The organism is Gymnodinialimonas mytili (assembly GCF_037544085.1).
Lineage (GTDB): Bacteria > Pseudomonadota > Alphaproteobacteria > Rhodobacterales > Rhodobacteraceae > Gymnodinialimonas > Gymnodinialimonas mytili.
Map to the genome: position 1 here is coordinate 664,920 of NZ_JBBIFW010000001.1, position 21,958 is coordinate 686,877.

General features: G+C 62.0%; 26 protein-coding genes. 1 reads left to right on the forward strand and 25 read right to left on the reverse strand.

All coding sequences use genetic code 11. The features are described from left to right. The 22 genes from V8J82_RS03250 to V8J82_RS03355 all read right to left on the reverse strand — a co-directional run bounded on the left by V8J82_RS03250 (position 1) and on the right by V8J82_RS03355 (position 16,631). The gene (locus V8J82_RS03250) at positions 1 to 414 is read right to left on the reverse strand and encodes a carboxymuconolactone decarboxylase family protein (protein WP_339972108.1); all 414 of its coding nucleotides are present in this window, start codon (positions 412 to 414) and stop codon (positions 1 to 3) included. After that, positions 411 to 797 carry a carboxymuconolactone decarboxylase family protein gene (locus V8J82_RS03255; protein WP_339972110.1) on the reverse strand — a complete coding sequence of 129 codons (387 nt, stop codon included), beginning with the start codon at positions 795 to 797 and terminating at the stop codon, positions 411 to 413. Before V8J82_RS03255 ends, V8J82_RS03250 begins: the two co-directional genes overlap by 4 nt. Next, on the reverse strand, positions 794 to 1,288 hold the full coding sequence (gene nuoI, locus V8J82_RS03260) for an NADH-quinone oxidoreductase subunit NuoI (protein WP_339972112.1): 495 nt from the start codon (positions 1,286 to 1,288) through the stop codon (positions 794 to 796). The genes V8J82_RS03255 and nuoI overlap by 4 nt, the downstream gene beginning before the upstream one ends. A 245-nt stretch (positions 1,289 to 1,533) precedes the next feature. Further along, the gene (gene nuoH / locus V8J82_RS03265; protein ID WP_339972114.1) at positions 1,534 to 2,571 is read right to left on the reverse strand and encodes an NADH-quinone oxidoreductase subunit NuoH; all 1,038 of its coding nucleotides are present in this window, start codon (positions 2,569 to 2,571) and stop codon (positions 1,534 to 1,536) included. A 42-nt stretch (positions 2,572 to 2,613) separates the two neighbouring features. Then, positions 2,614 to 2,952, reverse strand: coding sequence for a YNQ4 family lipoprotein (locus tag V8J82_RS03270; protein ID WP_339974499.1), 339 nt, complete (start codon positions 2,950 to 2,952; stop codon positions 2,614 to 2,616). Between the two features lie 62 nt (positions 2,953 to 3,014). Next, on the reverse strand, positions 3,015 to 5,033 hold the full coding sequence (nuoG, locus tag V8J82_RS03275; RefSeq protein WP_339972116.1) for an NADH-quinone oxidoreductase subunit NuoG: 2,019 nt from the start codon (positions 5,031 to 5,033) through the stop codon (positions 3,015 to 3,017). A gap of 57 nt (positions 5,034 to 5,090) precedes the next feature. Further along, the gene (locus V8J82_RS03280; RefSeq protein WP_339972118.1) at positions 5,091 to 5,522 is read right to left on the reverse strand and encodes a DUF5333 domain-containing protein; all 432 of its coding nucleotides are present in this window, start codon (positions 5,520 to 5,522) and stop codon (positions 5,091 to 5,093) included. Positions 5,523 to 5,648: 126 nt separating this feature from the next. Beyond that, positions 5,649 to 5,960, reverse strand: a complete 312-nt coding sequence (locus V8J82_RS03285) for a hypothetical protein (RefSeq protein ID WP_339972120.1) — start codon at positions 5,958 to 5,960, stop codon at positions 5,649 to 5,651. A 119-nt stretch (positions 5,961 to 6,079) separates the two neighbouring features. Continuing rightward, on the reverse strand, positions 6,080 to 6,592 hold the full coding sequence (locus tag V8J82_RS03290; RefSeq protein ID WP_339972122.1) for a DUF3291 domain-containing protein: 513 nt from the start codon (positions 6,590 to 6,592) through the stop codon (positions 6,080 to 6,082). 194 nt (positions 6,593 to 6,786) lie between these two features. Next, the gene (nuoF, locus tag V8J82_RS03295) at positions 6,787 to 8,082 is read right to left on the reverse strand and encodes an NADH-quinone oxidoreductase subunit NuoF (protein ID WP_339972124.1); all 1,296 of its coding nucleotides are present in this window, start codon (positions 8,080 to 8,082) and stop codon (positions 6,787 to 6,789) included. A gap of 30 nt (positions 8,083 to 8,112) precedes the next feature. Next, a complete protein-coding gene (locus V8J82_RS03300; RefSeq protein ID WP_339972126.1) occupies positions 8,113 to 8,358 on the reverse strand; it encodes a DUF5337 domain-containing protein in 246 nt (81 codons plus the stop codon). Positions 8,359 to 8,362: 4 nt separating this feature from the next. Beyond that, complete coding sequence (locus tag V8J82_RS03305) at positions 8,363 to 8,911, reverse strand: helix-hairpin-helix domain-containing protein (RefSeq protein WP_339972128.1); 549 nt, start codon at positions 8,909 to 8,911, stop codon at positions 8,363 to 8,365. Between the two features lie 34 nt (positions 8,912 to 8,945). After that, a complete protein-coding gene (locus V8J82_RS03310) occupies positions 8,946 to 9,635 on the reverse strand; it encodes a helix-hairpin-helix domain-containing protein (protein ID WP_339972130.1) in 690 nt (229 codons plus the stop codon). A gap of 145 nt (positions 9,636 to 9,780) precedes the next feature. Next, positions 9,781 to 10,887 (reverse strand): NADH-quinone oxidoreductase subunit E, encoded by a 1,107-nt coding sequence (locus tag V8J82_RS03315; RefSeq protein ID WP_339972132.1) that lies wholly within the window; start codon positions 10,885 to 10,887, stop codon positions 9,781 to 9,783. A gap of 102 nt (positions 10,888 to 10,989) precedes the next feature. Continuing rightward, positions 10,990 to 11,469, reverse strand: a complete 480-nt coding sequence (locus tag V8J82_RS03320) for a hypothetical protein (RefSeq protein ID WP_339972134.1) — start codon at positions 11,467 to 11,469, stop codon at positions 10,990 to 10,992. 284 nt (positions 11,470 to 11,753) lie between these two features. After that, positions 11,754 to 12,059: a hypothetical protein gene (locus V8J82_RS03325; protein WP_339972136.1), complete on the reverse strand. Its 306-nt coding sequence runs from the start codon at positions 12,057 to 12,059 to the stop codon at positions 11,754 to 11,756. Between the two features lie 131 nt (positions 12,060 to 12,190). After that, positions 12,191 to 13,432 carry an NADH-quinone oxidoreductase subunit D gene (locus tag V8J82_RS03330; RefSeq protein WP_439650028.1) on the reverse strand — a complete coding sequence of 414 codons (1,242 nt, stop codon included), beginning with the start codon at positions 13,430 to 13,432 and terminating at the stop codon, positions 12,191 to 12,193. Next, a complete protein-coding gene (locus V8J82_RS03335) occupies positions 13,432 to 14,307 on the reverse strand; it encodes a sulfotransferase family protein (protein ID WP_339972138.1) in 876 nt (291 codons plus the stop codon). The genes V8J82_RS03330 and V8J82_RS03335 overlap by 1 nt, the downstream gene beginning before the upstream one ends. 65 nt (positions 14,308 to 14,372) lie before the next feature. Beyond that, positions 14,373 to 14,795 carry a GFA family protein gene (locus V8J82_RS03340; RefSeq protein ID WP_339972140.1) on the reverse strand — a complete coding sequence of 141 codons (423 nt, stop codon included), beginning with the start codon at positions 14,793 to 14,795 and terminating at the stop codon, positions 14,373 to 14,375. Then, entirely contained in the window at positions 14,792 to 15,403 is a 612-nt protein-coding gene (locus V8J82_RS03345) for an NADH-quinone oxidoreductase subunit C (protein ID WP_339972142.1), read from the reverse strand. Before V8J82_RS03345 ends, V8J82_RS03340 begins: the two co-directional genes overlap by 4 nt. A gap of 13 nt (positions 15,404 to 15,416) precedes the next feature. After that, positions 15,417 to 15,950, reverse strand: coding sequence for a NuoB/complex I 20 kDa subunit family protein (locus V8J82_RS03350; RefSeq protein ID WP_339972144.1), 534 nt, complete (start codon positions 15,948 to 15,950; stop codon positions 15,417 to 15,419). Between the two features lie 315 nt (positions 15,951 to 16,265). Then, on the reverse strand, positions 16,266 to 16,631 hold the full coding sequence (locus V8J82_RS03355; protein WP_339972146.1) for an NADH-quinone oxidoreductase subunit A: 366 nt from the start codon (positions 16,629 to 16,631) through the stop codon (positions 16,266 to 16,268). A 205-nt stretch (positions 16,632 to 16,836) separates the two neighbouring features. Here V8J82_RS03355 and V8J82_RS03360 point away from each other — a divergent pair, with 205 nt between their 5' ends. Continuing rightward, entirely contained in the window at positions 16,837 to 18,555 is a 1,719-nt protein-coding gene (locus V8J82_RS03360; RefSeq protein ID WP_339972149.1) for a BCCT family transporter, read from the forward strand. A gap of 74 nt (positions 18,556 to 18,629) precedes the next feature. On the opposite strand, the gene V8J82_RS03365 is transcribed toward V8J82_RS03360, so the two are convergent. The 3 genes from V8J82_RS03365 to V8J82_RS03375 all read right to left on the reverse strand — a co-directional run bounded on the left by V8J82_RS03365 (position 18,630) and on the right by V8J82_RS03375 (position 21,913). Then, the gene (locus V8J82_RS03365; protein WP_339972151.1) at positions 18,630 to 20,183 is read right to left on the reverse strand and encodes an AMP-binding protein; all 1,554 of its coding nucleotides are present in this window, start codon (positions 20,181 to 20,183) and stop codon (positions 18,630 to 18,632) included. A gap of 91 nt (positions 20,184 to 20,274) precedes the next feature. Then, positions 20,275 to 21,057, reverse strand: a complete 783-nt coding sequence (locus V8J82_RS03370) for a crotonase/enoyl-CoA hydratase family protein (RefSeq protein WP_339972153.1) — start codon at positions 21,055 to 21,057, stop codon at positions 20,275 to 20,277. Beyond that, positions 21,044 to 21,913: a hydroxymethylglutaryl-CoA lyase gene (locus V8J82_RS03375; RefSeq protein WP_339972155.1), complete on the reverse strand. Its 870-nt coding sequence runs from the start codon at positions 21,911 to 21,913 to the stop codon at positions 21,044 to 21,046. The genes V8J82_RS03370 and V8J82_RS03375 overlap by 14 nt, the downstream gene beginning before the upstream one ends. Positions 21,914 to 21,958: the final 45 nt, after the last annotated feature.

A 21,958-nucleotide genomic window follows, 5' to 3' on the forward strand; every position in this document is an offset into this window, starting at 1 on the left:
TTACGCCTCGCCTCCTTCAATGGCCTCTTGGGCCAGTTGCATCGCCTTGTTCATCGCAGGCACGCCGCCAAACATCGCGGCCAGACCGATGGTTTCGGCAATCTCTTGGCTGGTGGCGCCCGCCTCCATGGCGTGGCGCACGGTCAGACGGATCTGCGGTTCAGCCACGGCGCCCTGGATCGTCAGACCCTGTAGCGTCAGCAAAAGCCGGGTCTTCGCCTCCAAGCCTTCGGGATTGAATTGCTTGCCCATGAACGCCTCCAGCACCTCGGCGGGCAGCGTGGGCCACATCTTGTCCATCTGCGTGGGATTGAACGAGGCCATGGCCGGGTTCACCGCCTTGACCCATTCCTGGGTCATCTCCTGGGTCTGCTTGAACAGCGCCTCAAACGGGTTTTGCGGGGTCTCGGTCATGCGGCATCTTCCTCGTCAAACACGTCCAATGCCGTGTTCAAAGCATTGATCATCGCCGGGAAGCCGCCATAGAGCGCCATCTGGTTGATCACCTCGGCCACCTCGCGCTGCGTTGCACCCGAGCGCAGGGCGTTGCGGATATGGACCTTGAGCTGCGGCGCCGTTTGCCCGCCCAGAGCGGTCAAAGCCGCAACCGTGGTGAGATAACGCGTTTTGTCGTCCAACCCGTCGCGCGTGTAGTAATGGCCAAAGGCAACCTCCATCATCGAGGTCGAAAACCCCGGCAGGATCGCGTCATAGCGTTCGGCCAGGGTCGCCTCGATGCCGGGATTCGTCGCCTCGGCCATGGCTTTGCCACGCTTATATGCGTCGGATTGGCTCATCGGTAGGGGGCGTCCAGTTCCAGGTTCTTGGCAATCGCCGCTTCCCACCGCTCACCGTTATCCAGCAGCTTGGCCTTGTCGTAGTAGAGTTCCTCGCGGGTTTCGGTGGCAAACTCGAAGTTCGGACCTTCCACGATGGCATCGACCGGGCACGCCTCTTGGCAGAAGCCACAATAGATGCACTTCGTCATGTCGATGTCGTAGCGCGTGGTGCGGCGGCTGCCATCTTCGCGCGGTTCGGCATCGATGGTGATCGCCTGGGCGGGGCAGACGGCCTCGCACAATTTGCAGGCGATGCAGCGCTCTTCCCCGTTCGGGTAGCGCCGCAACGCATGTTCACCGCGGAACCGCGGGCTCAGCGGGCCCTTTTCATGGGGGTAATTCACGGTCACCTTGGGCGAGAAGAAGTACTTCATCCCCAATTTGAAACCTTTGAAGAAGTCGACGAACAGAAAGTACTTCGCCGCGCGGGTGTAGTCGATCTGGGTCATTGAGCAGCCTCAAGTTGGCGGTTAATGCAGGTTTGCATGTCGTCTGATTGGGACATCATACAGATATCGAAGGCCGTTTCAGATGCGCTTTCGGCTAGGCCGCACGCGTCAAATCGAAGGTCAGCAGACTCGCTATTGCCGTCAAATGCGATCGAACCCAACATCAGAGTGGCGCCTTGCCTACAGAACTCCAAGAGCTCTGGATAATGCAGAGTTTCGGTAGCGATAACTTCTGGACCCATGCCTTACCCTCCAATCGCCCAACGGGCATAGGCGCCGCCAAAGAGTTCGAATTTCGCCATGAACGCCACGAACACGACCCAGAAGAGCGAGAATGGCAGGAACACTTTCCAGCCCAGCCGCATCAACTGGTCGTAGCGATACCGGGGCACGATCGCCTTCACCATCGCGAAGATGAAGAAGAAGATCGCCATTTTTGCCACCATCCACAGCGCCCCATCGGGCAGGCCGGGGATGGGCGACAGCCAGCCGCCAAAGAACAGCAGCGTCATCAGCGCACACATCAAGAAGATAGCGATGTATTCGCCCGCCATGAAGAGCAGGAAGGGCGTTGATGAATATTCCACCTGGTAGCCCGCCACCAATTCCGACTCCGCCTCGGGCAAATCGAAGGGCGGGCGGTTGGTTTCAGCCAGGGCGCTGACGAAGAACAGCATGACCATCGGCAGATGCGGCAGCCAATACCAGTTGAACAGGCCCAGATTGCCGTCCTGCGCGGCCACGATCGTCCCAAAGTTGAGCGATCCGGTTGAGATCACCACACCGATGATGATCAGGCCGATGGAGACCTCATAGGAAATCATCTGCGCCGCCGAGCGCAGCGAACCCAGGAACGGGTATTTCGAATTCGACGCCCAGCCGCCCATGATCACGCCGTAAACCTCAAGCGAGGACATGGCGAAGACATAGAGGATGGCCACGTTCAGATCCGCAAGCACCCAGCTTTCATTGAACGGAATCACCGCCCAGGCGATCACGGCCAAAACAAAGCTGGTCATCGGCGCCAGCATGAAGACGGGCCTATCCGCGCCAGCGGGGATCACCACCTCTTTCACCACGTATTTCAACGCGTCGGCGACGGTTTGCAGCAGGCCGAAGACGCCCACAACATTGGGCCCGCGCCGCATCATCACAGCCGCCCAGATCTTCCGGTCGCCGTAGACGAGGAACAGCAAACTGACCATCACAAAGCCAATGACCAGCAGGCATTGCGCCGCGATGATCAGGATGATCCCGGGGGTGGTGGAAAAAAAGCCGTCCATGGGTCGTTCATTCCTTGGCTCGGGCCCGTTGCGGCCCACTTCTTAGACCGTCGGTATCCCTTGCTCCGCGCAATCTGCCGCAACCACCTCAGCGTCGAGCGTCTGCAACCCAAGCGGGCGTTCCGGCGAGATGGTGTAAACCGCATCCGCGATCCAAATACCAGCCTCTTCCTCAATACTTGTGCGCACATGTCGCGCAAAGCCGTAGCCACGGATCAGGGCATAGCCGACAGCCGCGCAACGCGCATAGGCGTCAACCGCCTCTCGACTGGCCGCGCCGCTCATCCGAGCCCGAAAATTCACCAGATCGACATCCAAAAGCCGCGTCTCGATCCCGTTATATTGCGCAGGGGCATCGGGCCCGCGCACAGGATCTGACATTGGCTGGCAGGCTGCAAGCGCCAGCGCCGCCAGGGGAAAGCCGCCCCACCGCGTCACATCGGTTACTCCGCAGCGATCTTGGTCTGCGACCGTGCCTTGGCCGCCGCTGATAGCTCTGCCATGAGGCTTGAGGCGCGTATGATCGCGTTGGTCAGGTAGTGATCCGTGATGGGCGAGGCAAAATTGCCCGTGCCAAGCGATCCAGGTTCCAACGCATCTCCGGTATTCTCCGGCACCTCGTCGATCATGCGAAGATGCGGCGCGGTGGCAACCATCTGTTCCCGCAACGCGGCCAGCGTGTCGAAGGGCAGCGTGGCGCCCAGTTCAGCTGACAAAGCGCGCAGAATCGCCCAGTTTTCGCGTGCATCACCCGGCGGGAAGCCCGCGCGCATCGCCAATTGCGGGCGCCCTTCGGTGTTCACGAACAGGCCCTGCTCCTCGGTGTAGGCCGCGCCCGGCAGGATCACATCGGCGCGGTGCGCGCCCCGATCCCCGTGGGAGCCCTGGTAGATCACGAACGCTCCGGCGGCGATATCGATCTCATCGGCGCCCAGATTGTAGATCACATCGGCATCTTGCACCGCCGCCATGGCATCGCGGTTCGTCGCCCCCACATCCATCGCGCCGACGCGGCCAGCCGCTGTGTGCAGCACCAGAAGGCTCGAATTCATCGCAGCCGCTGCAGCCTGAGCATGGGCCAAAACCGCTTCACCATCCTCACCCTGCAGCGCACCCTGCCCGATGATGACAATGGAATTTTTCTCTTTCACCTCGCCGAAGCTATGCTCCGTCAACGCCTTCAGCGCCGCGCGATCCGTGCCCATGTGGACGTATTCATATGTCAAATCAACGGCTTCACCGATCAGCGCCACATTGGCCCCCTTCGACCAGGCCTTGCGGATACGCGCGTTGAGCACCGGAGCTTCCACGCGCGGGTTGGTGCCGATCAACATGACGTATTCGGCGTCGTCGATCTCTTCGACGGAGGCTGTGCCAACATAAGCGGCGCGATTGCCGCTCGGCAGCTTGGCCCCATCGGTGCGGCATTCGACGACACCGCCCTGCCCTTCGACCAGCTGTTTCAGCGCATAGGCTGCCTCGGTCGAGGCCAGATCGCCAACCAATCCCGCAAGCTTGGTGGCGCCTTTGATCTTTTCGGCGGCTAGCTTGAACGCCTCCCCCCACGAGGCCGGACGCAATTTGCCGTTTTCGCGAATATAGGGTTTATCGAGCCTCTGGCGCCGCAGACCATCCCAGACATAGCGAGACTTGTCGCTGAGCCATTCCTCGTTCACGCCGTCATGGTTGCGCGGCAGGATGCGCATCACTTCGCGGCCCTTGGTATCGACCCGGATGTTGGAGCCAAGCGCATCCATCACGTCAATCGACTCGGTCTTGGTCAATTCCCAGGGCCTAGCCGTGAAGCTATAGGGCTTGGAGGTCAGCGCGCCGACCGGGCAAAGATCCACGATGTTGCCCTGCATCTCAGATTCGAGCGTCGCGCCCAGATAGGACGTGATCTCCGCATCCTCGCCGCGGCCCGTCTGGCCCATTTCGGGCATGCCGGCGACCTCGGTGATGAAGCGCACACAGCGGGTGCAGGAGATACAGCGCGTCATGGCAGTGCCGACCAGCGGCCCAAGTTCCAGATTGTCGACGGCGCGTTTGGGCTCGCGGAACCGGCTGAAATCCACGCCATAGGCCATGGCCTGGTCTTGCAGATCGCATTCGCCGCCCTGGTCGCAGATCGGGCAATCGAGCGGGTGGTTGATAAGCAAGAACTCCATCACCCCTTCGCGCGCCTTCTTCACCATGGGCGAGTTCGTCTTGACCACAGGCGGCTGACCTTCGGGCCCGGGCCGCAGATCCTTGACCTGCATCGCGCAGGAGGCGGCGGGCTTGGGCGGGCCGCCCACAACCTCGACCAGGCACATCCGGCAATTGCCCGCGATACTGAGGCGCTCATGGTAGCAGAAGCGCGGGATTTCGATTCCCGCCACTTCGCAGGCCTGAATTAGGGTCATGGCTGGATCAACTTCGATCTCGTTGTCGTCGATGATGATCTTGCGCAAATCGCTCATGGGACCGGTCCTTTTCCCGCGGGCATCCGTGGCCGAACGCCGTGTCTGGCCCGTCTTCTACCCCCGCCGGAGCAATCTGCCAATCGGCGAACCGGCGGTAATTTCGTCGCGCCCCACCTGGCATAGGCTTGCGGGATCTGCGCGGCTGGCCCCGCGTTGCGCCAGCCACGCATCTGCACGTGCCTCGACCCGCGCCCGTTCGGTCGGATCGTCGATGAATTCCTCGACCTCAGCCCGGCTGAAGCCCAACCCGATGGCCCGGCGCGCAAGCCCAAGCATATAAGGCGTCGAGCGGACGCGCCGCACATCGATCTCGGGGCAGCCTTCCACGATAAAGGTGCCCGCCATGATCACCAGCAGGCCGCTTTCGATATGCACATCCGCCCTGAGCGGCGCCCATCGGGCGTCCTGGGCATGGCCCAGCGTGGTAAACAAGGTCGTCACCAGCAGCACGCCTGACGCCGCCACAATGCGAAATGGAGTGATCATCTTTTTCTATCCGTGATGTTTTTTACGCCGTTTCCCAAAACTGACATGGGTACAGGCCACACGGTTATTCAATGACACAACATGGTTATCTGTAAGATGTGCACCAAACTGCCGGTGTTCAAGGTGTCAGACGGCGGGAAGACAGGCTGCCACAAACGACCATTCGCCGTCCTCGTAGCTGACTTGCGTGTAACGGTCAGAGGCCGGTTGCAGATCGAAGGCCAAACCGCGCTCTGCGCAATAATCCCGTGCAGCTTGCTCCGAGATCGCCCAATCCTCCCGCGTCAGCGGATCATGGGGCCGCGCAACCAGGATCACCGGGGCCGTCGCGGCACCTGCTCCAAAGGCCGATTCTGTGACGGAGAATTCTGGCTCGGCATCGGGTGAAACGCAGCCCGCGAGCATCGCCAGAAGCAAGGCTGACCTAGTGATGTGCAAAGGCAAACCGTCGGGTCAAGCGCGCCCAGATCCCGCGTACACCGCCCATCAATTCAGGCGGGATCTCTGTGTTGCTATCTATTGTATCCACGGACTGGATCACCGCCGACATCCGCGCCTCAGCTTCCCGCATCAACAGTTTTGGGTCCATCGCCCCGTGACACATCTGTTCCATCCTTCGCCCAACGCCGCCGCGCATAGTCCCACCCAAACGCGTCGTCAGTGTCGCCATCGCGCGTCAGCTTGGCAAGCCGTGCGGCGGCTTCGGCGATTGTTGGCCGGTGGTCCGCATCCACCCACCACATGACAAGCCGGGTCGGCTGATCCGCAGGATCGTACCATTCGGCCCGTCGATCATAGAATCGCTTATGAACGGTACGCCAAACGAAATGCTCCAGCGCGGTAAGGCTCTCCCACACCGACAGGGTCGAGGCCGTCCGGGGATTGCCGCCCAACACGCCGCCCGGTTCAAGCTGTGCGGCGTCCATCTCATCCTCCCCCATCTGCCAGACATAGCCGGGGGAGCGTTCGGCCAGGGCAAAGACCCGATCCAGATTGTCGGCAAAATCCGCGACGCGCGGATCGTCCCAATCATATTTCAGGATACCGATGTTGAATTCAGCGAGGTGCATTTTCCTCTAATCGCTCAGACTGACGGCAACCACAACGATACAGATCAAGGCGACTACGAACCATATCCAGCGCTTTGGATCGGCCGAAAACGCCAACGGATCATACCCGCAGCGCCGGCAATTCATCAACGTGCCGAAGTATGGAATATGCCCGCATGAAGGGCATTTAAGACCCAGTAGACGAAGAATTTCGACTACTCCGCCGCAACCTGGACGGTGCCGTCGCGGCGGATGCGGATGCGATCCTCGATCTCGTCGCGGAAATGGCGGATCAGGCCCTGGATCGGCCAGGCCGCCGCATCGCCGAGCGCGCAGATCGTGTGGCCTTCGACCTGTTTGGTCACGTCGAACAGCATGTCGATCTCCTCGACCTGCGCCTCGCCGCGCACCAGGCGGTCCATCACCCGCATCATCCAGCCGGTGCCTTCGCGGCACGGCGTGCACTGGCCGCAGCTTTCGTGCTTGTAGAACGCGCTCAGCCGCCAGATCGCCTTGATGATATCGGTCGACTGATCCATCACGATCACCGCTGCCGTGCCCAGGCCTGAGCCCAGCTCGTTGCGCAGGTAATCGAAATCCATGATGGCATCTTTCATGTTCTCACCGCGCACGCAGGGAACAGACGATCCGCCCGGGATCACCGCCTTGAGGTTATCCCACCCGCCGCGAATGCCACCGCAATGGGTTTCGATCAGTTCTTCAAAGGTGATCGACATCGCCTCTTCCACCACGCAGGGCTGGTTCACATGGCCCGAGATGGCGAACAGTTTGGTACCCGCATTGTTGGGGCGCCCGAAACCGGCGAACCATTCCGCGCCGCGGCGCAGGATCGTGGGCACCACGGCAATCGATTCGACATTGTTCACGGTGGTCGGGCAGCCATAAAGGCCCGCCCCTGCCGGGAAGGGCGGCTTCATCCGGGGCATGCCCTTGCGGCCCTCCAGGCTTTCCAGAAGCGCCGTTTCCTCACCGCAAATATACGCGCCCGCGCCATGGTGCAGGTAGAGGTCGAAATCCCAGCCGGATTTGGCGGCGTTCTTGCCCAGCAACCCGGCCTCGTAAGCCTCATCAATGGCGGCCTGAAGCGCTTCGCGCTCTCGGATATATTCGCCGCGGATATAGATGTAGCAGGCATGCGCATTCATCGCGAAACTGGCGATCAGGCAGCCTTCGATGAGCGTGTGGGGATCATTGCGCATGATCTCACGGTCTTTGCAGGTGCCGGGCTCGGATTCGTCGGCATTGACCACCAGATAGGCCGGGCGCCCGTCGCTCTCCTTGGGCATGAACGACCATTTCAGACCGGTCGGGAACCCCGCCCCGCCGCGCCCACGCAGACCCGAGGCCTTCATGATCTCAACGATCCTGTCACGGCCCAGGCCGATCAGATCCTTCGTGCCGTCCCAATGGCCGCGGGACTGGGCGCCTGCAAGCGTCCGGTCATGCATCCCATAGATGTTGGTGAAGATCCGGTCTTTATCCTGCAACATGGCTTTTGATCCTTGATCCTCGCGCGGGGTCTATCCACGCGGCTCGCTTTGCTTTCGCTCTTTCCACACCCAATACGTCACCACAAGGGCCCAGACCAGTGCCGCAATCGCCGCAAGGTCGAATAGGAAGATCACACGGACGGGCCACCCCAACAGGCCGCCTGCAATCTGCCCGCCGACCCAAAGCACCATGGCGCAGGCCATCACAATGGCGGCCCTGCGGATCTGATGCACCCGTCTGCGGTCCTGGTCTGGGATGGGGCGGCGCGCGGGCACGATATTACTTCGCCAACGCCTTCGCCTGATCCACCAATTTGTAGCGCGCCGCGATCATCTTGAAGCCCTTCTGGCTTTCATCCAGCTTGTCGATCCGCTTTGGCGTCAGCTTGGAAAGCTGGGCGAAGGTTTCAATCCCCGCCTTGTTCAGCGCAATCGCCAGGGTGGCGCCAACGCCTTTCAACTGGGTCAGATCGTCGGGCGTGATAGGCGCTTTCACCACCGCCTTTGCGGGCTTCTTCTTGGACGCAGAGGGGGCGGGGGTGTTGGCTGGCTTGGCTTCGACCACCGAGGCGGGCGCGGCCTTGACCGGCACGGCCTTGGTCTTGGGCTTGGCAGCGGCGGGCTGCCGCTTGGGCGCTGCGCTTGGCGCGGGCGCCGATTGTGCGGTCGCCCGAGCCATCGCGGCCCAGAAGGTCTGTGGCCCGGTCCATCCGGCACGCATGACCTGCATTCCAGCGGTACCGACGAAGGCGGCGTTATACGTCGCCAGTTGGAGAATGGAGTGCTGCGCCGCTTGGCCGCGCAGCCACATATCGTTCAGTGTTTGCATCATGTAGACTCTGATCCGTTGCTCGGCTCAGGACTTAATATACATCACCGTCCTGAACTTTCTTTGAAAATTCGGTCTCCCCCCCTGCGGCCAGAAGGCGCGCTTGAGACACCCATTCATCGCGCGAGACGCGGCCCTTGAAGCCCTGCAGGTTCTGATCGACCCAGGCGACTTCATCGGCGGTCCAATTCGCGATCTGGTCGAAATGGTAGAAGCCGAGGCTGTTACACAGTTTTTCCAGCTTCGGACCCACCCCTTTGATCTGCTTGAGATCATCGGCGCCGCCCTCCCGCGGCCCATCCAGGGCTTCGGGGCGTGTCCCTTCTCCCAGATCGGCCGAGGCAGGCGCCGGTGCGGGCTCAGGCTCTGGAATGGGATCCGGTTCGGCAACGGCTTCGGGTTCCGGCGCGGGTCTGGGTTCCGGCGCGGGTTCAGGGGCAGCCTCCGGTTCGGGCGCCGGGGCCGGGGCAGCCGCGGCGGGGGCCGAGGCTGTTGGAGCCGCTGCCGTTTGCGTGCCCGGTTGCGTGATGGGCGGTGGTGGCGCGCGACACACCGTGATCGTCAGGATCGCGCCCAGGGTCAGCAACGCCAGCACCCCCATGAAGGCGCCCTGCATGAAACTCCACCCGCCCAAGACCCACAAAGCCGCTGCGACGAACACACCGACCAGCGTCGCGATGCCCCAGGTCCAGGCAACACATTCTATCCCGCCGGATCTATCCATATCGATAACCCCCCAAACTCCGCTTCATTTCTCCGTCGGGTCGGAGGTTAGCGCAGGAAAACGCGTCTGTCTTCTACTCATATGCTAAAATGTCGCACGTCGAGACAGACGGCAACTTTCGCGCCGATAACGGTTTTTTCGGGCGTCAGCCTTCGGACAGCGCCTTGGCCTGGTCGATCCAATTGTCCCGCTCGATCCGGCCTTTGAAGGTCAGGCGCGCATCGACCCAGGCGATCTCGGCGGGGCCCCAGGCGGCGATCTGGTCGAAATGGTAAAAGCCCAGATCGTTCAAAACGCCTTCCAGCTTCGGGCCGACACCGGCGATCTTCTTGAGATCGTCGGCACCGCCCTCGCGGGCCTGGCTCAGCAATTCGGGCTCGCTCTCTTCGACCGCATCCGCCGCGACCGGGTCGGCCTTTGACGGCGGCTTGGCCTTGGAGACCGCCTTCGCCTCGGCCTTGGTGACGCCTGTGGCATCGGCCGTGGTCTTGGCGCGGTTGGCGGGGACGGGGCGCGCGGGTTCCTGTGGCACGCCGTTACCCGATTGGCGCCCCCAAGGCGCTAGAAGCGGTACTTCGGTCCCGTCGATCCGCTTGATCGTATCGCCGATATCCGTGGCCAGACGTGCCGAGATGTTCAGATCATCCCGGTCTGCCTCATGCGCTTTCAACGAGGTCAGACCACCCGCCGGTTCCGAGGCATAGCGATTGTTCTGGGGGCCAGGCGTCGGCACCTCGCCCGCTGCCATCGCGTCAATCAGACCGGCAAAGCTCTCGGCGGTGAGATCTTCGTAGTAATCCTTGCCGATCTGCGCCATCGGGGCGTTCGAACAGGCGCCAAGGCATTCGACCTCTTCCCAGCTGAACTTGCCATCGGCGCTGAGCTGATGGGCCTTGGAGGCGATCTTGTCCTTGGCGACGGCAACCAGATCTTCGGCGCCGCAGATCATGCAGGACAGCGTCCCGCAGATCTGGATATGCGCAACCGACCCCACGGGCTGGAGCTGAAACATGAAGTAGAATGTCGCCACCTCAAGCGCGCGGATATGGGCGAGGTTCAGCATATCGGCCACAGCCTCAATCGCCGGGCGGCTCAGCCAACCTTCCTGTTCCTGCGCCCGCCATAACAGCGGGATGATCGCGCTGGCCTCGCGGCCCTCGGGGTATTTCGTGATCTGCGCTTCGGCCCACGCCTGGTTGTCTGGTGTGAAGGCAAAGCTATCGGGTTGCTCGGGGTGCAGGCGTCGCAGCATGTCGGTCGTCCCTGGCGGTCGTTAGGTCGGCATGGGTTTCGCGCAAAAGCCCGGCGATGTCCATGCGCGGGGTGCCGCACTCATGCCAAAGCCGGACTGGGGTCAATCCCGATCATAGGGCGCAAGGGTAAAGATCGTTCCTTGCGGCATGCAATCGGGCATCTGGAACACGCCGTTGCGCAGGCCCAGGCGGCCCGAGAGGATATCCTCGTAGAGCCGACCCTGGATGCTGATTGCCGCGGCGCGAATCGCCTCTCCGTTGATGTGGTCGAGGGGCTGGCGCGGATGTCGCGCGCCAAAATAGCCCGCCTGGGCCCAGTGCGGCTCAACCGGTGCGCCAAGATGTGCCATGACGCGACCCACGAGATAGTATTCAAAGACATCGGTCAGATCCGAGGGCAAAACACAGCCGATCTGTGCAAAGGCCTCGTTGAAGATCCGGGTGATATCGGCCTCGCTCAAGGCCTCGATGCGATCGACCAGCGACGCCGCGCCGTCCTGCTCCCATTTCGGAACCGCCCCGGTGGGATCGGGGATGAACGCGCCGCACAGACACAAGACAATCGCAATCGATCCGCGCATGGCACCCCCTGATGCTCAGGCTGCCAGCAAGTCGGGATCATGTCTAGAAATCACTCGGTCACAGATGCGAGCGCCTTTCCCCATTCTACTGAGGAAAGGCGCCCTCGCCCGACTGGACCCCTTCTTTCCGCCAGGCGAATATCATTCGATTTCGTGGCATATCCGCAAAGGGCGACGGGGTTCCGAAGGGGTGTCGACCGGGGCATGCTCACACGACGCTCACGTCGCTGTGAGATCAGCATGCCTTGCGATGTGGCCGAGCCACAACGGAGGGAATCCGTAACCTATTCTGTCGGAGCAGGCAGATCGCCGCCGGTGCACGGGCCCCAATTGACCAGGGTCAGCGTGCCATTGCCGGTGGGGCGGATGATCCCATCCTGGATCAGGGCCACCAGCATGGGCGGAAAGTCATCGGGCTGAATGCCAGCCTCGAACAGCAGCAGATTGGTGTTGTCCTCGGTCAGAACGCATCCCGCCTGCGCAATCACCTGCGCGATGTCATGGCCGGGATGGCCGATGGGCGTGGGGGCTGCCGCGATTTGAGCCGTCGCCGCAGGGCAGATCGTCAAACAGGCGATGAGGGTAGACAACCGGGACGGGCGCCCCGCAAAAATGCCCCTTCGACGGTGTTTCGCCATGCCTGCGCGTGGATCCGAGCCCCGCGCGGACCGATGCAAATGCTGATCGGAACCGGCACGGGCCAACGCCACAGCCGAAGGCTTCACCGATCCACTTCCCCGAACACGATGTCGAGTGAGCCCAAGATCGCCGACACATCGGCCAATTGGTGGCCCTTGCACAGGTAATCCATCGCTTGCAGATGCGGGAAGCCGGGTGCGCGCAACTTCGCACGGTACGGTTTGTTGGTGCCGTCGGCGACCAGATACACGCCAAACTCGCCCTTCGGGGCTTCGACGGCGGCATAAACCTCACCCTCGGGCACGTGGAAGCCTTCGGTGTAAAGTTTGAAGTGGTGGATCAGCGCCTCCATGGAGGTCTTCATGTCGCCGCGCGTCGGCGGGGTCATCTTGCCGCGCGCCATGATATCGCCCTGGTTTTCCGGCATCCGCAGCTTTTCGCAGGCCTGTTTGATGATCTTGCGGCTCTCGCGCATCTCGGCCATGCGGCAGAGATAGCGATCATAACAATCGCCGTTTTTGCCGACGGGGATCTGGAACTCGAACTCATCGTAGCATTCATAGGGCTGCGCGCGGCGCAGATCCCAGGCAAAGCCCGATCCGCGCACCATCACACCCGAGAACGCCCAATCCTGGATGTCCTCCTCGGTGACGATCCCGATATCCGCATTGCGCTGTTTGAAGATGCGGTTTTCCGTCAGCAGCGTGTCGATATCATCCAGCGCCTTGGGGAAATTATCCGCCCATTCATCAATATCATCGATCAGCTCGGGCGGCAGATCCTGATGCACGCCGCCGGGCCGGAAATAGGCCGCATGCAGACGCGCGCCCGAGGCCCGCTCGTAGAAGATCATCAGCTTTTCGCGCTCCTCGAACCCCCAGAGCGGCGGGGTCAGCGCACCGACATCCAACGCCTGCGTCGTGACGTTCAGCAGGTGGTTCAGGATGCGCCCGATCTCGCAATACAGAACCCGGATCAACTGCGCCCGGCGCGGCACTTCGGTCTCGGTCAGCTTCTCGATGGCCAGGCACCAGGCATGTTCCTGGTTCATCGTCCCCACGTAATCCAGACGGTCGAAATAGGGCAGGTTCTGCAGGTAGGTCCGGCTTTCCATCAGCTTTTCGGTGCCGCGGTGCAGCAGACCGATATGCGGATCGCAGCGTTCACAAATCTCGCCGTCCAGCTCCAGCACCAGGCGCAACACGCCGTGGGCCGCCGGGTGCTGAGGCCCGAAATTCAGGTTGAAGTTGCGGATCTGCTGCTCGCCGGTTTGCGCGTCGGTCGAGCCGTCGTCATAGGTGTTCGTGCGAATATCGCCGTCCATCAGTCGCTTTCCTCTGCAAGCTCATATGCCCAACCGGTAGGGCGCCGCCCCAGCCAATCGGCAACAAATTCATATTGGTCGTCAAGCCAGCGGCGCGCATCGTGCCGTTGCTCGGATGTCATCGTCATGTCGTCACCGGCATTGACCGGCCTTAGGTCAGGCGCGTGAGGCTTCAGACCCAGAAACCGACACAGCCGGTCGATATCCCGCCCCGAAACAAGATCTTCGAAGGCGATCACACATAGCTTTTTCGGGTCGACGGCCTTCGACAGCTTTTCCAGGGCCGCGCGATAATCCCCCCGGCGCGCGATTTCCTGTTCGTCGCCACGCAAAACGCGCTTGAGGATCCGCGCAGCCCGCCGGGGGTCGGGCGTCAGACCGTCGCCGCGGCGCGTTGCGATCATACGCACATGGCTCCACAACCGAGCCACGGGATCGCGGATAAGATACACGAACCGCACATCCGCGGCCATCTGTGCCATCGCGCGCAGGCGCGGCCATGACAGCAGGGCATAGGCAGGCGTCACCTCGCCCACGACAGGCGCCTCGCCCGCCCCTTCGCGCAGATAGGCCAGATACCCTTCCGCATCGTCGCCCCGCATCAAAAGCTGGCGCAGATCCGCGCGGTCGGTTTGGCGCGTGATCATCTGAGCTGTGGGCGCCTCGCGCGACATCCGCGCCTCGATGCTGTCGATCTCAGCCGTCAATTCATCTATGCGCCGATCGACCCGGCCAAAATCGATGGAATTGAAATAGTGCAATTCCTTCATCAAGCGGAAATGGCAATCTGGATGGCTGGACAGATAGCGGTGAAGCCAACTTGTCCCGGCCTTGGTGGCCCCAACACCCAGCATGATGATCGGTGACCCCGCCACAGCCTATCCCTTCGCAGTGCCCGAAGGCCCGGCGCGAGAGATACCGGCAGAAGGACCAAGATCGCTCATTGCGCGTCGTCCTGCGGGGCATAGAGGGCGAACACATCGGCTTCCGTCATCGTCTTCGTCTGATTGGTCAGCGCGTAATTGGCGGGCTTCTTGTCGATGAACAGCTGCATCTCCAGCTCGAACTGGCTGGGATCCTCAAAGGCTTGAATTGACACGTTGTTATGTGCCCCGTCCTGAGACCGCCACATCAGCGAGGCGCCGCATTCCCGGCAAAACACACGCTCGCCCCAGGGGCTGCCGCGATAGATGCCAATCGGCGCGCCCTCGGCGATCTTCACATCTTCGCAGGACACCGACAGATACATACCGCCCGACCATTTACGGCACATCCCGCAATGGCACGCGCCCGCATTGTCCATCGGAACCGCGGTGAAGGTGCAGGCCCCGCACAAGCAGGTGCCGGTTTGCGGGGTGCTCATGCCTTTTCCTCCGCCTTTTCGTCGCCAGGCAACACATATTCCGCACCTTCCCAGGGCGACATGAAATCGAATTGGCGGTATTCCTGGACCAGTTTCACCGGCTCATAGACAACGCGCTTCAACTCTTCATCATACCGAACCTCGGTATAGCCCGTGGTCGGGAAATCCTTGCGCAACGGATGCCCGCGGAACCCGTAATCGGTCAGGATACGCCGCAGATCGGCATGGCCGGTGAACAGGATGCCGAACATGTCGTAGATCTCGCGCTCGTACCAGCCCGCCGAGGAGTGGATGCCGCTGATCGACGGCAGCGTTTCATCCTCGCGGATCGCCACGCGCAGGCGGATGCGGTGGTTCTGATACATGCTGAGGAAATGATAGACGACATCGAAGCGGCGGTCGCGGGTCGGGTAATCGACGGCCGTTATGTCAGTCAGGGTCGAAAAGCGGCAGGTCCGGTCGGTTTTCAGAAACTCGACAAAGCCCGCGATCTCTGCGGGCGCGACCTCGACCGACAATTCACCGACCGCATTGATCGCGGTGGAGATCACGTCATCGGCACGTTTCTCGGACAGGTAATCGGCAAGCTCTTGCAGGGCTTGGGTCATCAGATCGCTCCCCTCAACGGACAATCGTGCCGGTGCGGCGGATCTTACGCTGCAACTGAAGAATACCGTAAAGCAGCGCTTCGGCTGTCGGCGGGCAGCCGGGCACATAGATGTCCACGGGCACGATCCGGTCGCAGCCACGCACGACGCTATAGCTGTAATGGTAGTAACCGCCGCCATTGGCGCAGGATCCCATCGAAATCACGTAGCGCGGCTCTGGCATCTGATCGTAGACCTTGCGGAGCGCCGGGGCCATTTTGTTGGTCAGCGTGCCCGCCACGATCATCACATCCGATTGGCGTGGGCTGGCGCGCGGTGCGATTCCGAAGCGTTCGGCATCATAGCGCGGCATGGAGGTGTGCATCATCTCAACCGCGCAGCAGGCCAGGCCGAAGGTCATCCAATGCAACGAGCCCGTGCGCGCCCAATTGATGATGTCTTCCGTCGACGTGACGAGGAAGCCCTTGTCCTGCAATTCGCGGTTCAGCTCGGCGGTGCCGACCTCCAGGTCAACTCCGGCATGGTTGGGGTTGGTCGCTACACCCATTGTGGCTCACCCTTTTGGTCCTTTGATGATCAGATACGACCGCAGGCCCCGGCGGTCAACGTGGGCGGCCCAATTGCCACCGGGTATCCTTGTCGCACCTGACATCGCAGCGCATGGCATCAAGCCGACGCTTTGCCACGTCTTTGTCCGACCGAGACTGACAGGTTTCGAGATTGGTTGACGTCAAATGGATATCAAAAGCCGTATTTCATAACCGGAAGATCGCCGTCGATGACGTTTCAGCCATCACTGCGTCCGAAACCGATCACGACTAAATCTTAACGGCACTCGGGCCAGACGCGACATTCGGCGCATCTATTCCCATTCGAGCGCGCCTTTCTTCCATTCATAGGCGAAACCGACCGTTAGGACGGCCAGGAACACCATCATCGACCAGAAGGCCACATCGCTCAGGCCCGGGAACGCGACGGCCCAAGGAAACAGGAATGCGATTTCGAGATCGAAGATGATGAACAGGATCGAGACCAGGTAGAAGCGCACGTCGAATTTCATCCGCGCGTCATCGAAGGCGTTGAACCCGCATTCATAGGCCGAGACCTTCTCGGGATCGGGGTTGCGCACGGCCAAAACCACCGCAGCCAGGATCAGCACCAATCCCAGGCCAATCGCCAAGGCCAGGAAAATAAGGATCGGTGCGTAATTCGAAAGAAGCTCAGACATAGATCGTCCTTTGGTCGTCCAGCAGCGGTTTACGCAAGCCGCCTGGGCCGGTCAACGCCCAGACACTGCGGCAAAGCTGCGCGCGCAAATTTGCGGCACGCATAAGTCCAACAGTGAAAGAATTGTTACCAAAATGTAACTTTTCCTTCCCGAACCAACCCTGTTGTGCATTGATACCGGTAACAACAACTCAAGGGAGAAAGATATGGCACTCGATCCACCTCTCATGGATCTGCCAATCAAGACGGCAGACAAAGGTTTTTATTCGGGGTTCAGCACAAGCGTCGCGGTGATCTCGAAATTCATTATCGCGGCTCTGGTGATCTGGGCGATCGTGTTTCCCGCAACGGCGGGTGCAATCCTGAACAGCATCAACAGCTTCATCCTCGCCAACACCGCCTATTGGTACATTTACCTGGTGACGGCGTTCATCCTGATCTGTTTCGCGCTGGCGCTGTGGCCCGCGGCGGGTCGCCTGAAGCTGGGCCTGGATAGCGACAAGCCGGAATTCTCCAACTTCTCGTGGTTCTCGATGATGTTCGGCGCCGGGATCGGCGTGGGGATGTTGACCTGGGCGGTGGCCGAGCCGGTCTACCACTTCCAAAACAACCCCGAAGTGATCATGGGTCTGGCCGAGGGGTCGAGCCAAGAAAACATCCGCAACGCCTATAAATGGTCCTTCGTGCATTGGGGTCTGGGGGCGTGGGCCTGTTATGCGATCGCGGGCCTATCCTTGGGCTTTTTCTGCTATCGCCGCGGCCTGCCGCTGACGATGCGCTCCTCGCTGACACCGCTGTTCGGCAAGGCGCTTTCGGGCACTTTGGGCAATGTCATTGATATCGTGGCTGTGGTTGCGACCATTCTGGGCGTGGCACAGACGCTCGGCTTCGGTGTTGAGCAATTCGTCGCCGGTCTGACGCGGATCGGAATTGGCGGGCTGACCAACGAAGCTGGCACCGCGAACACCACCGGTGTGATCGTGGCGATCCTGGTAATCATGGCAGCCTCCACCGCCTCGGCATTGTCGGGCGTGGGCAAAGGCATCAAATGGCTGTCGAACTTGAATATGGGTCTGTCGATCTTCTTGCTGGCCTTCTTCCTGATCTTCGGAGCGACGTTCTTCGGCCTGCAATCGCTGGTTCTGGGCATCTGGGATTATATCATCAGCCTGCCGCAAACCCTGTTCACCGTGTGGCGGTCGGACGGTGTCGACGGTTCGGTCGCGGCACAGCTCGAAGGCTGGCAGGGCGGCTGGTCGGTGTTCTACTGGGCCTGGTGGATCGCGTTTGCGCCCTTCGTGGGCCTGTTCCTGGCACGCATCTCCAAGGGCCGGACCATCCGCGAATTCGTCGTGGGTGCGATCCTGGTGCCGTCGCTGATGTGCTTTGTCTGGTTCACATGGGCCGGCGGCACCGCCATCGACCTGGAGCTGAACGGCGACGCGGCCGGTGCGATCCTGGGCGCCCCCGATGGCGACAAGATCTTCGCCATGGTGATCCATATGCTGGGGGCAAATCTGGGCTGGATCATGTCGGTGATCATCGTGGTCCTGCTGATGACCTATCTGGTCACCACGGCGGATTCGGCGGTTCTGATCGTGAACACGATCAACGCAGCCGGTGATGAAGGACCCAAGGCCAAGCCGCATATCTACTTCTGGGGTGTTGCCCTGGGCGCGGTTGTGGCGGGTCTACTGATTGCGGGGGCCACTCCAGAAGATCCGGCAGGCGGGCTCAAAGCGATCCAGACCGCCATGGTGATCGGCGCGCTGCCCTTCTCGGTGGTGATGCTGCTGCAATGTGTGGCGCTGATCAAAGCCATCGCCAATGACGCACGGCGCGAGAAAGCGGGCGTCGCCACCACCCATGATGAGGTCGAGGGCGCTGGCCCAGCCGAAGGGTTGGACGGCACACCCGCGCAGTAACGCGGCATACGCAAACAAAAACGCCCCTCGGATCCGTGTTCCGGGGGGCGTTTTTTTGTCGCGAAGGGTCTGTCCTACCCCGCCAAAGTGTCCCGCAATTCCCGGCGCAGGATCTTGCCACTGGCCGACTTTGGCACCGCCTCGACAAATCGATACTCGACCGGATGTTTGTAATGGGCCAGGCACGCCTCGCAATGGGCCCGCAACGCGGCCTCCGTCACATCGACAGAGGCGACCACGAACGCAATCGGCACCTCTCCGGCCTCGGCATCGTGGCGCCCGATCACGGCCGCATCGGCAATCGCCTCGTGACCACATAGTGCCGCCTCGACCTCTGCCGGAGCGACCTGAAAGCCCTTGTACTTGATCAGCTCTTTCAACCGGTCGCGGATGAACATGAAGCCATCCTCGTCGATCTCAGCCAGATCGCCGGTGCGCAGCCAGCCACCCTCCACAATCGTCTCGGCGGTGGCCTGATCGTTGTTGAGATAGCCCTTCATGATCTGCGGGCCACGCACCCATAATTCGCCCTCCATCCCAGTGGGCAAATCCTCGAACGTTTCGGGATCCACGATGCGGCACTGGGTCGACGGCGCCGTCTGGCCGCTGGAGCCGTGGCGCAGATTGCTGCGCGTGGTCAGATGGCTGACCGGGCTCATCTCCGTCATGCCATAGCCCTGGACCGAGACCGCATTGAACCGCGTGCCGACCGCCGCCTCGATCTCGGCGCCCAGCGGGGCCGCGCCGGAGAATATCTCTTCAACGGAGGACACGTCGAACTGATCGACCATCGGATGTTTGGCCAAAGCCAGGGCGACCGGAGGCACGATATAAAGATGCGTCGCGCGGTGCTGCTGGATCAACGTCAGATACATCTCAAGATCAAAGCGCGGCATCGTGATCAACTGCGCCTGTTCATAGAGAAACAGGTTCATCAGAACCGTCATGCCGTAGATATGGAAGAACGGCAGAAAGGCGATGGCCGTGTCATCGGGCCGGATTGTGGACACGGCGCCGGTCTGCAAGACGTTCGCCACCAGGTTGCGATGGGTCAGCATCACCCCTTTGGGCCGCCCGGTCGTGCCCGAGGAATAGGGCAGCACCAACACATCCTCAGCCAGATCCACCGGCGCCTGCGCCTCCAGCGGTGCGCCCATCAGCGCCTCAAGCGTCAAAGCCCCGTCCCCATTGCCGTCGATCACCACCAGATCCCGGCAGGCCGTGCCCTCCATCGCGGTCCGGGCGAGATCGGCGAACATCGACAGGGTCACCAGCATCGTGGCGCCGGAATCCGTCAGTTGATGCGCCACTTCCGGTGCCGTGTAGGTCGGGTTGATCGTCGTGACCGTGCCGCCACCCCAGGCCACGCCGTGGAACACGATGGGATAATCCGGGATATTGGGCGCCAGGATCGCCACGGTGCCGCCCGGCAAGATGCCCCGTTCGGTCAGACCACCGGCCAGGCGTTTGATCGCGGTCGCAACCTCTGTCGCGCTCAATGTCCGCCCGGACGGGCCATCAATGATCGCGGGCTTGTCCCCGCGCGCCTCAAGCCCCTGAAACAACAACTCGGTGATCGACATTTCGGGCACATCGATTTGCCCAAACGGACTGTCATAGATCGCCATATCATCCTCCCAAACGGCGCGGCGTCTCCGCACACTATATGTCAGCGGAAAGGATGGCGGATCGTCTGGCGATCTGTAAAGCCCGCCGGGATCAGTCGGCGCGCCAGGCCGGTTTGCGCTTTTCGAAAAACGCCGCGATCCCCTCGGCGGCTTCATCGCCCTCCCAGCGGGTCACCAGCGCCTGGATGCTCGCCTCGACATCTGCGGCACGGGTGCTGCCGCCCAGCTCCGCGACCAACGCCTTGCCCGCGGCCACCGCCCCCGGCGCCGCAGCCAGATAAGCGGCGACCTCGCGTGCGATGGCCACGTCCAGATCATCGGCGCTGACCACCCGCGCCAAAAGCCCCAGGGCGACCGCCTCTTCCGCCCCGAACAATCGCCCTGAGAAGAACACCCGCCGGGCGCGCGCCGCCCCCATCCGCGCGATTACATAAGGCCCGATCGTCGCCGGGATCAGGCCCAGCCGCACCTCGGTCAGTCCAAACCGCGCATTGTCCAGTGCAATCGCCACATCGCAGACCGACATCAGGCCGATCCCGCCGCCATAGGCCTGGCCATTGATCCGCCCGATCAGCGGTTTTGGCATCGCGTCGAGCGCACCCAGCATCTCGGCCAGCGCCCGCGCCCCGGCTGCCCGCGTCGCGGCATCGGAGGCCATCTGATCCTGCATCCAGCCCAGATCACCGCCGGCGCAAAAGCTCTCACCGGCGCCCGTCAGCACCACCACCCGCACCGCAGGATCGGCGCCCAGATCCTCGACCGCCTGCCGCAACTCAGCGATCATCACCGCATCCATCGCGTTATGGGCCTGGGGCCGGTTCAGCCGCAGCGTTGCTACACCGCGCGCGTCGATCTCTTGCTCAAGCGTCTGCATCTTTTGCCCCTCGCATGGCCCGCGCCATCTCGGCGGCCTCGGCCACCACCGCCACATCCAGCCCCGTCTCAAAGCCCCGCGCGGTCAAATGCGCGGCAAGGGCTTCGGTCGCCAGATTGCCCGCCGCGCCCGGCGCATAGGGACAGCCGCCCAAACCGCCCACGGCCCCGTCAAAAATCCGCAGGCCGCGCGCCAGCGCCACGTCCACATTCGCCAAAGCGCGCCCGCTCGTATCGTGGAAATGCCCGGCCAAGATGTCGCTCTCGGCGACATTCAACACCGCGGCCAGCATCGCATCCACGGCCTCCGGGCGCCCGCGCCCAATCGTGTCGCCCAGGCTGATCTCATGGCAGCCCATGTCCACCAACGCGCGGACCACACGCGCCACATCCGCAGGCACCACCGCCCCATCAAACGGACAATCCGTCACGCAAGAAACATAGCCCCGCACAGGCACCCCATCCCCGCGCGCAGCCTCGGCCACGTCAGCAAACCGCACCAGACTCTCATCAATCGAGGCATTCAGATTGGCCTTCGAAAACCCCTCGGAGGCGCTGGCGAAAATAGCGATCTCATCGGCACGCGCCGCTCTAGCCCTCGCATAGCCGCGCATATTCGGGGTCAGCGCCGCGTAGCGCACACCCGGCACCCGCGTGATCCCCGCCAACACCTCGGCTCCGTCGGCCATCTGCGGCACCCATTTCGGGCTCACAAAAGACGCCACCTCAATCCGCCGAAACCCCGCCCGCGACAGGCAGTCGACCAGCGCAATCTTCTCCGCCGTCGGGATCGCGCGCGCCTCGTTCTGCAAGCCGTCGCGCGGACCGACCTCAAAGATCTCAACCGTCTCACCCATCGCGCGCGCCCCCCTTCCATTGGCGCCAAATACCCCCGCCGGAGG

Bases quoted from the DNA above. Each gene is read 5' to 3' on its own strand.
- V8J82_RS03365 (WP_339972151.1), bottom strand. From the start codon at position 20,183: ATGGCGATCTATGACAGTCCGTTTGGGCAAATCGATGTGCCCGAAATG.
- V8J82_RS03255 (WP_339972110.1), bottom strand. From the start codon at position 797: ATGAGCCAATCCGACGCATATAAGCGTGGCAAAGCCATGGCCGAGGCG.
- V8J82_RS03315 (WP_339972132.1), bottom strand. From the start codon at position 10,887: ATGCTGCGACGCCTGCACCCCGAGCAACCCGATAGCTTTGCCTTCACA.
- V8J82_RS03350 (WP_339972144.1), bottom strand. From the start codon at position 15,950: ATGGGTGTAGCGACCAACCCCAACCATGCCGGAGTTGACCTGGAGGTC.
- V8J82_RS03340 (WP_339972140.1), bottom strand. From the start codon at position 14,795: ATGAGCACCCCGCAAACCGGCACCTGCTTGTGCGGGGCCTGCACCTTC.
- nuoG (WP_339972116.1), bottom strand. From the start codon at position 5,033: ATGAGCGATTTGCGCAAGATCATCATCGACGACAACGAGATCGAAGTT.
- V8J82_RS03290 (WP_339972122.1), bottom strand. From the start codon at position 6,592: ATGCACCTCGCTGAATTCAACATCGGTATCCTGAAATATGATTGGGAC.
- V8J82_RS03360 (WP_339972149.1), top strand. From the start codon at position 16,837: ATGGCACTCGATCCACCTCTCATGGATCTGCCAATCAAGACGGCAGAC.
- V8J82_RS03280 (WP_339972118.1), bottom strand. From the start codon at position 5,522: ATGATCACTCCATTTCGCATTGTGGCGGCGTCAGGCGTGCTGCTGGTG.
- V8J82_RS03375 (WP_339972155.1), bottom strand. From the start codon at position 21,913: ATGGGTGAGACGGTTGAGATCTTTGAGGTCGGTCCGCGCGACGGCTTG.
- V8J82_RS03310 (WP_339972130.1), bottom strand. From the start codon at position 9,635: ATGGATAGATCCGGCGGGATAGAATGTGTTGCCTGGACCTGGGGCATC.
- nuoH (WP_339972114.1), bottom strand. From the start codon at position 2,571: ATGGACGGCTTTTTTTCCACCACCCCCGGGATCATCCTGATCATCGCG.
- V8J82_RS03345 (WP_339972142.1), bottom strand. From the start codon at position 15,403: ATGACCCAAGCCCTGCAAGAGCTTGCCGATTACCTGTCCGAGAAACGT.
- V8J82_RS03355 (WP_339972146.1), bottom strand. From the start codon at position 16,631: ATGTCTGAGCTTCTTTCGAATTACGCACCGATCCTTATTTTCCTGGCC.
- V8J82_RS03370 (WP_339972153.1), bottom strand. From the start codon at position 21,057: ATGCAGACGCTTGAGCAAGAGATCGACGCGCGCGGTGTAGCAACGCTG.
- nuoF (WP_339972124.1), bottom strand. From the start codon at position 8,082: ATGTTGCAGGATAAAGACCGGATCTTCACCAACATCTATGGGATGCAT.
- nuoI (WP_339972112.1), bottom strand. From the start codon at position 1,288: ATGACCCAGATCGACTACACCCGCGCGGCGAAGTACTTTCTGTTCGTC.
- V8J82_RS03330 (WP_439650028.1), bottom strand. From the start codon at position 13,432: ATGGACGGCGATATTCGCACGAACACCTATGACGACGGCTCGACCGAC.
- V8J82_RS03270 (WP_339974499.1), bottom strand. From the start codon at position 2,952: ATGTCAGATCCTGTGCGCGGGCCCGATGCCCCTGCGCAATATAACGGG.
- V8J82_RS03320 (WP_339972134.1), bottom strand. From the start codon at position 11,469: ATGCGCGGATCGATTGCGATTGTCTTGTGTCTGTGCGGCGCGTTCATC.
- V8J82_RS03250 (WP_339972108.1), bottom strand. From the start codon at position 414: ATGACCGAGACCCCGCAAAACCCGTTTGAGGCGCTGTTCAAGCAGACC.
- V8J82_RS03305 (WP_339972128.1), bottom strand. From the start codon at position 8,911: ATGCAAACACTGAACGATATGTGGCTGCGCGGCCAAGCGGCGCAGCAC.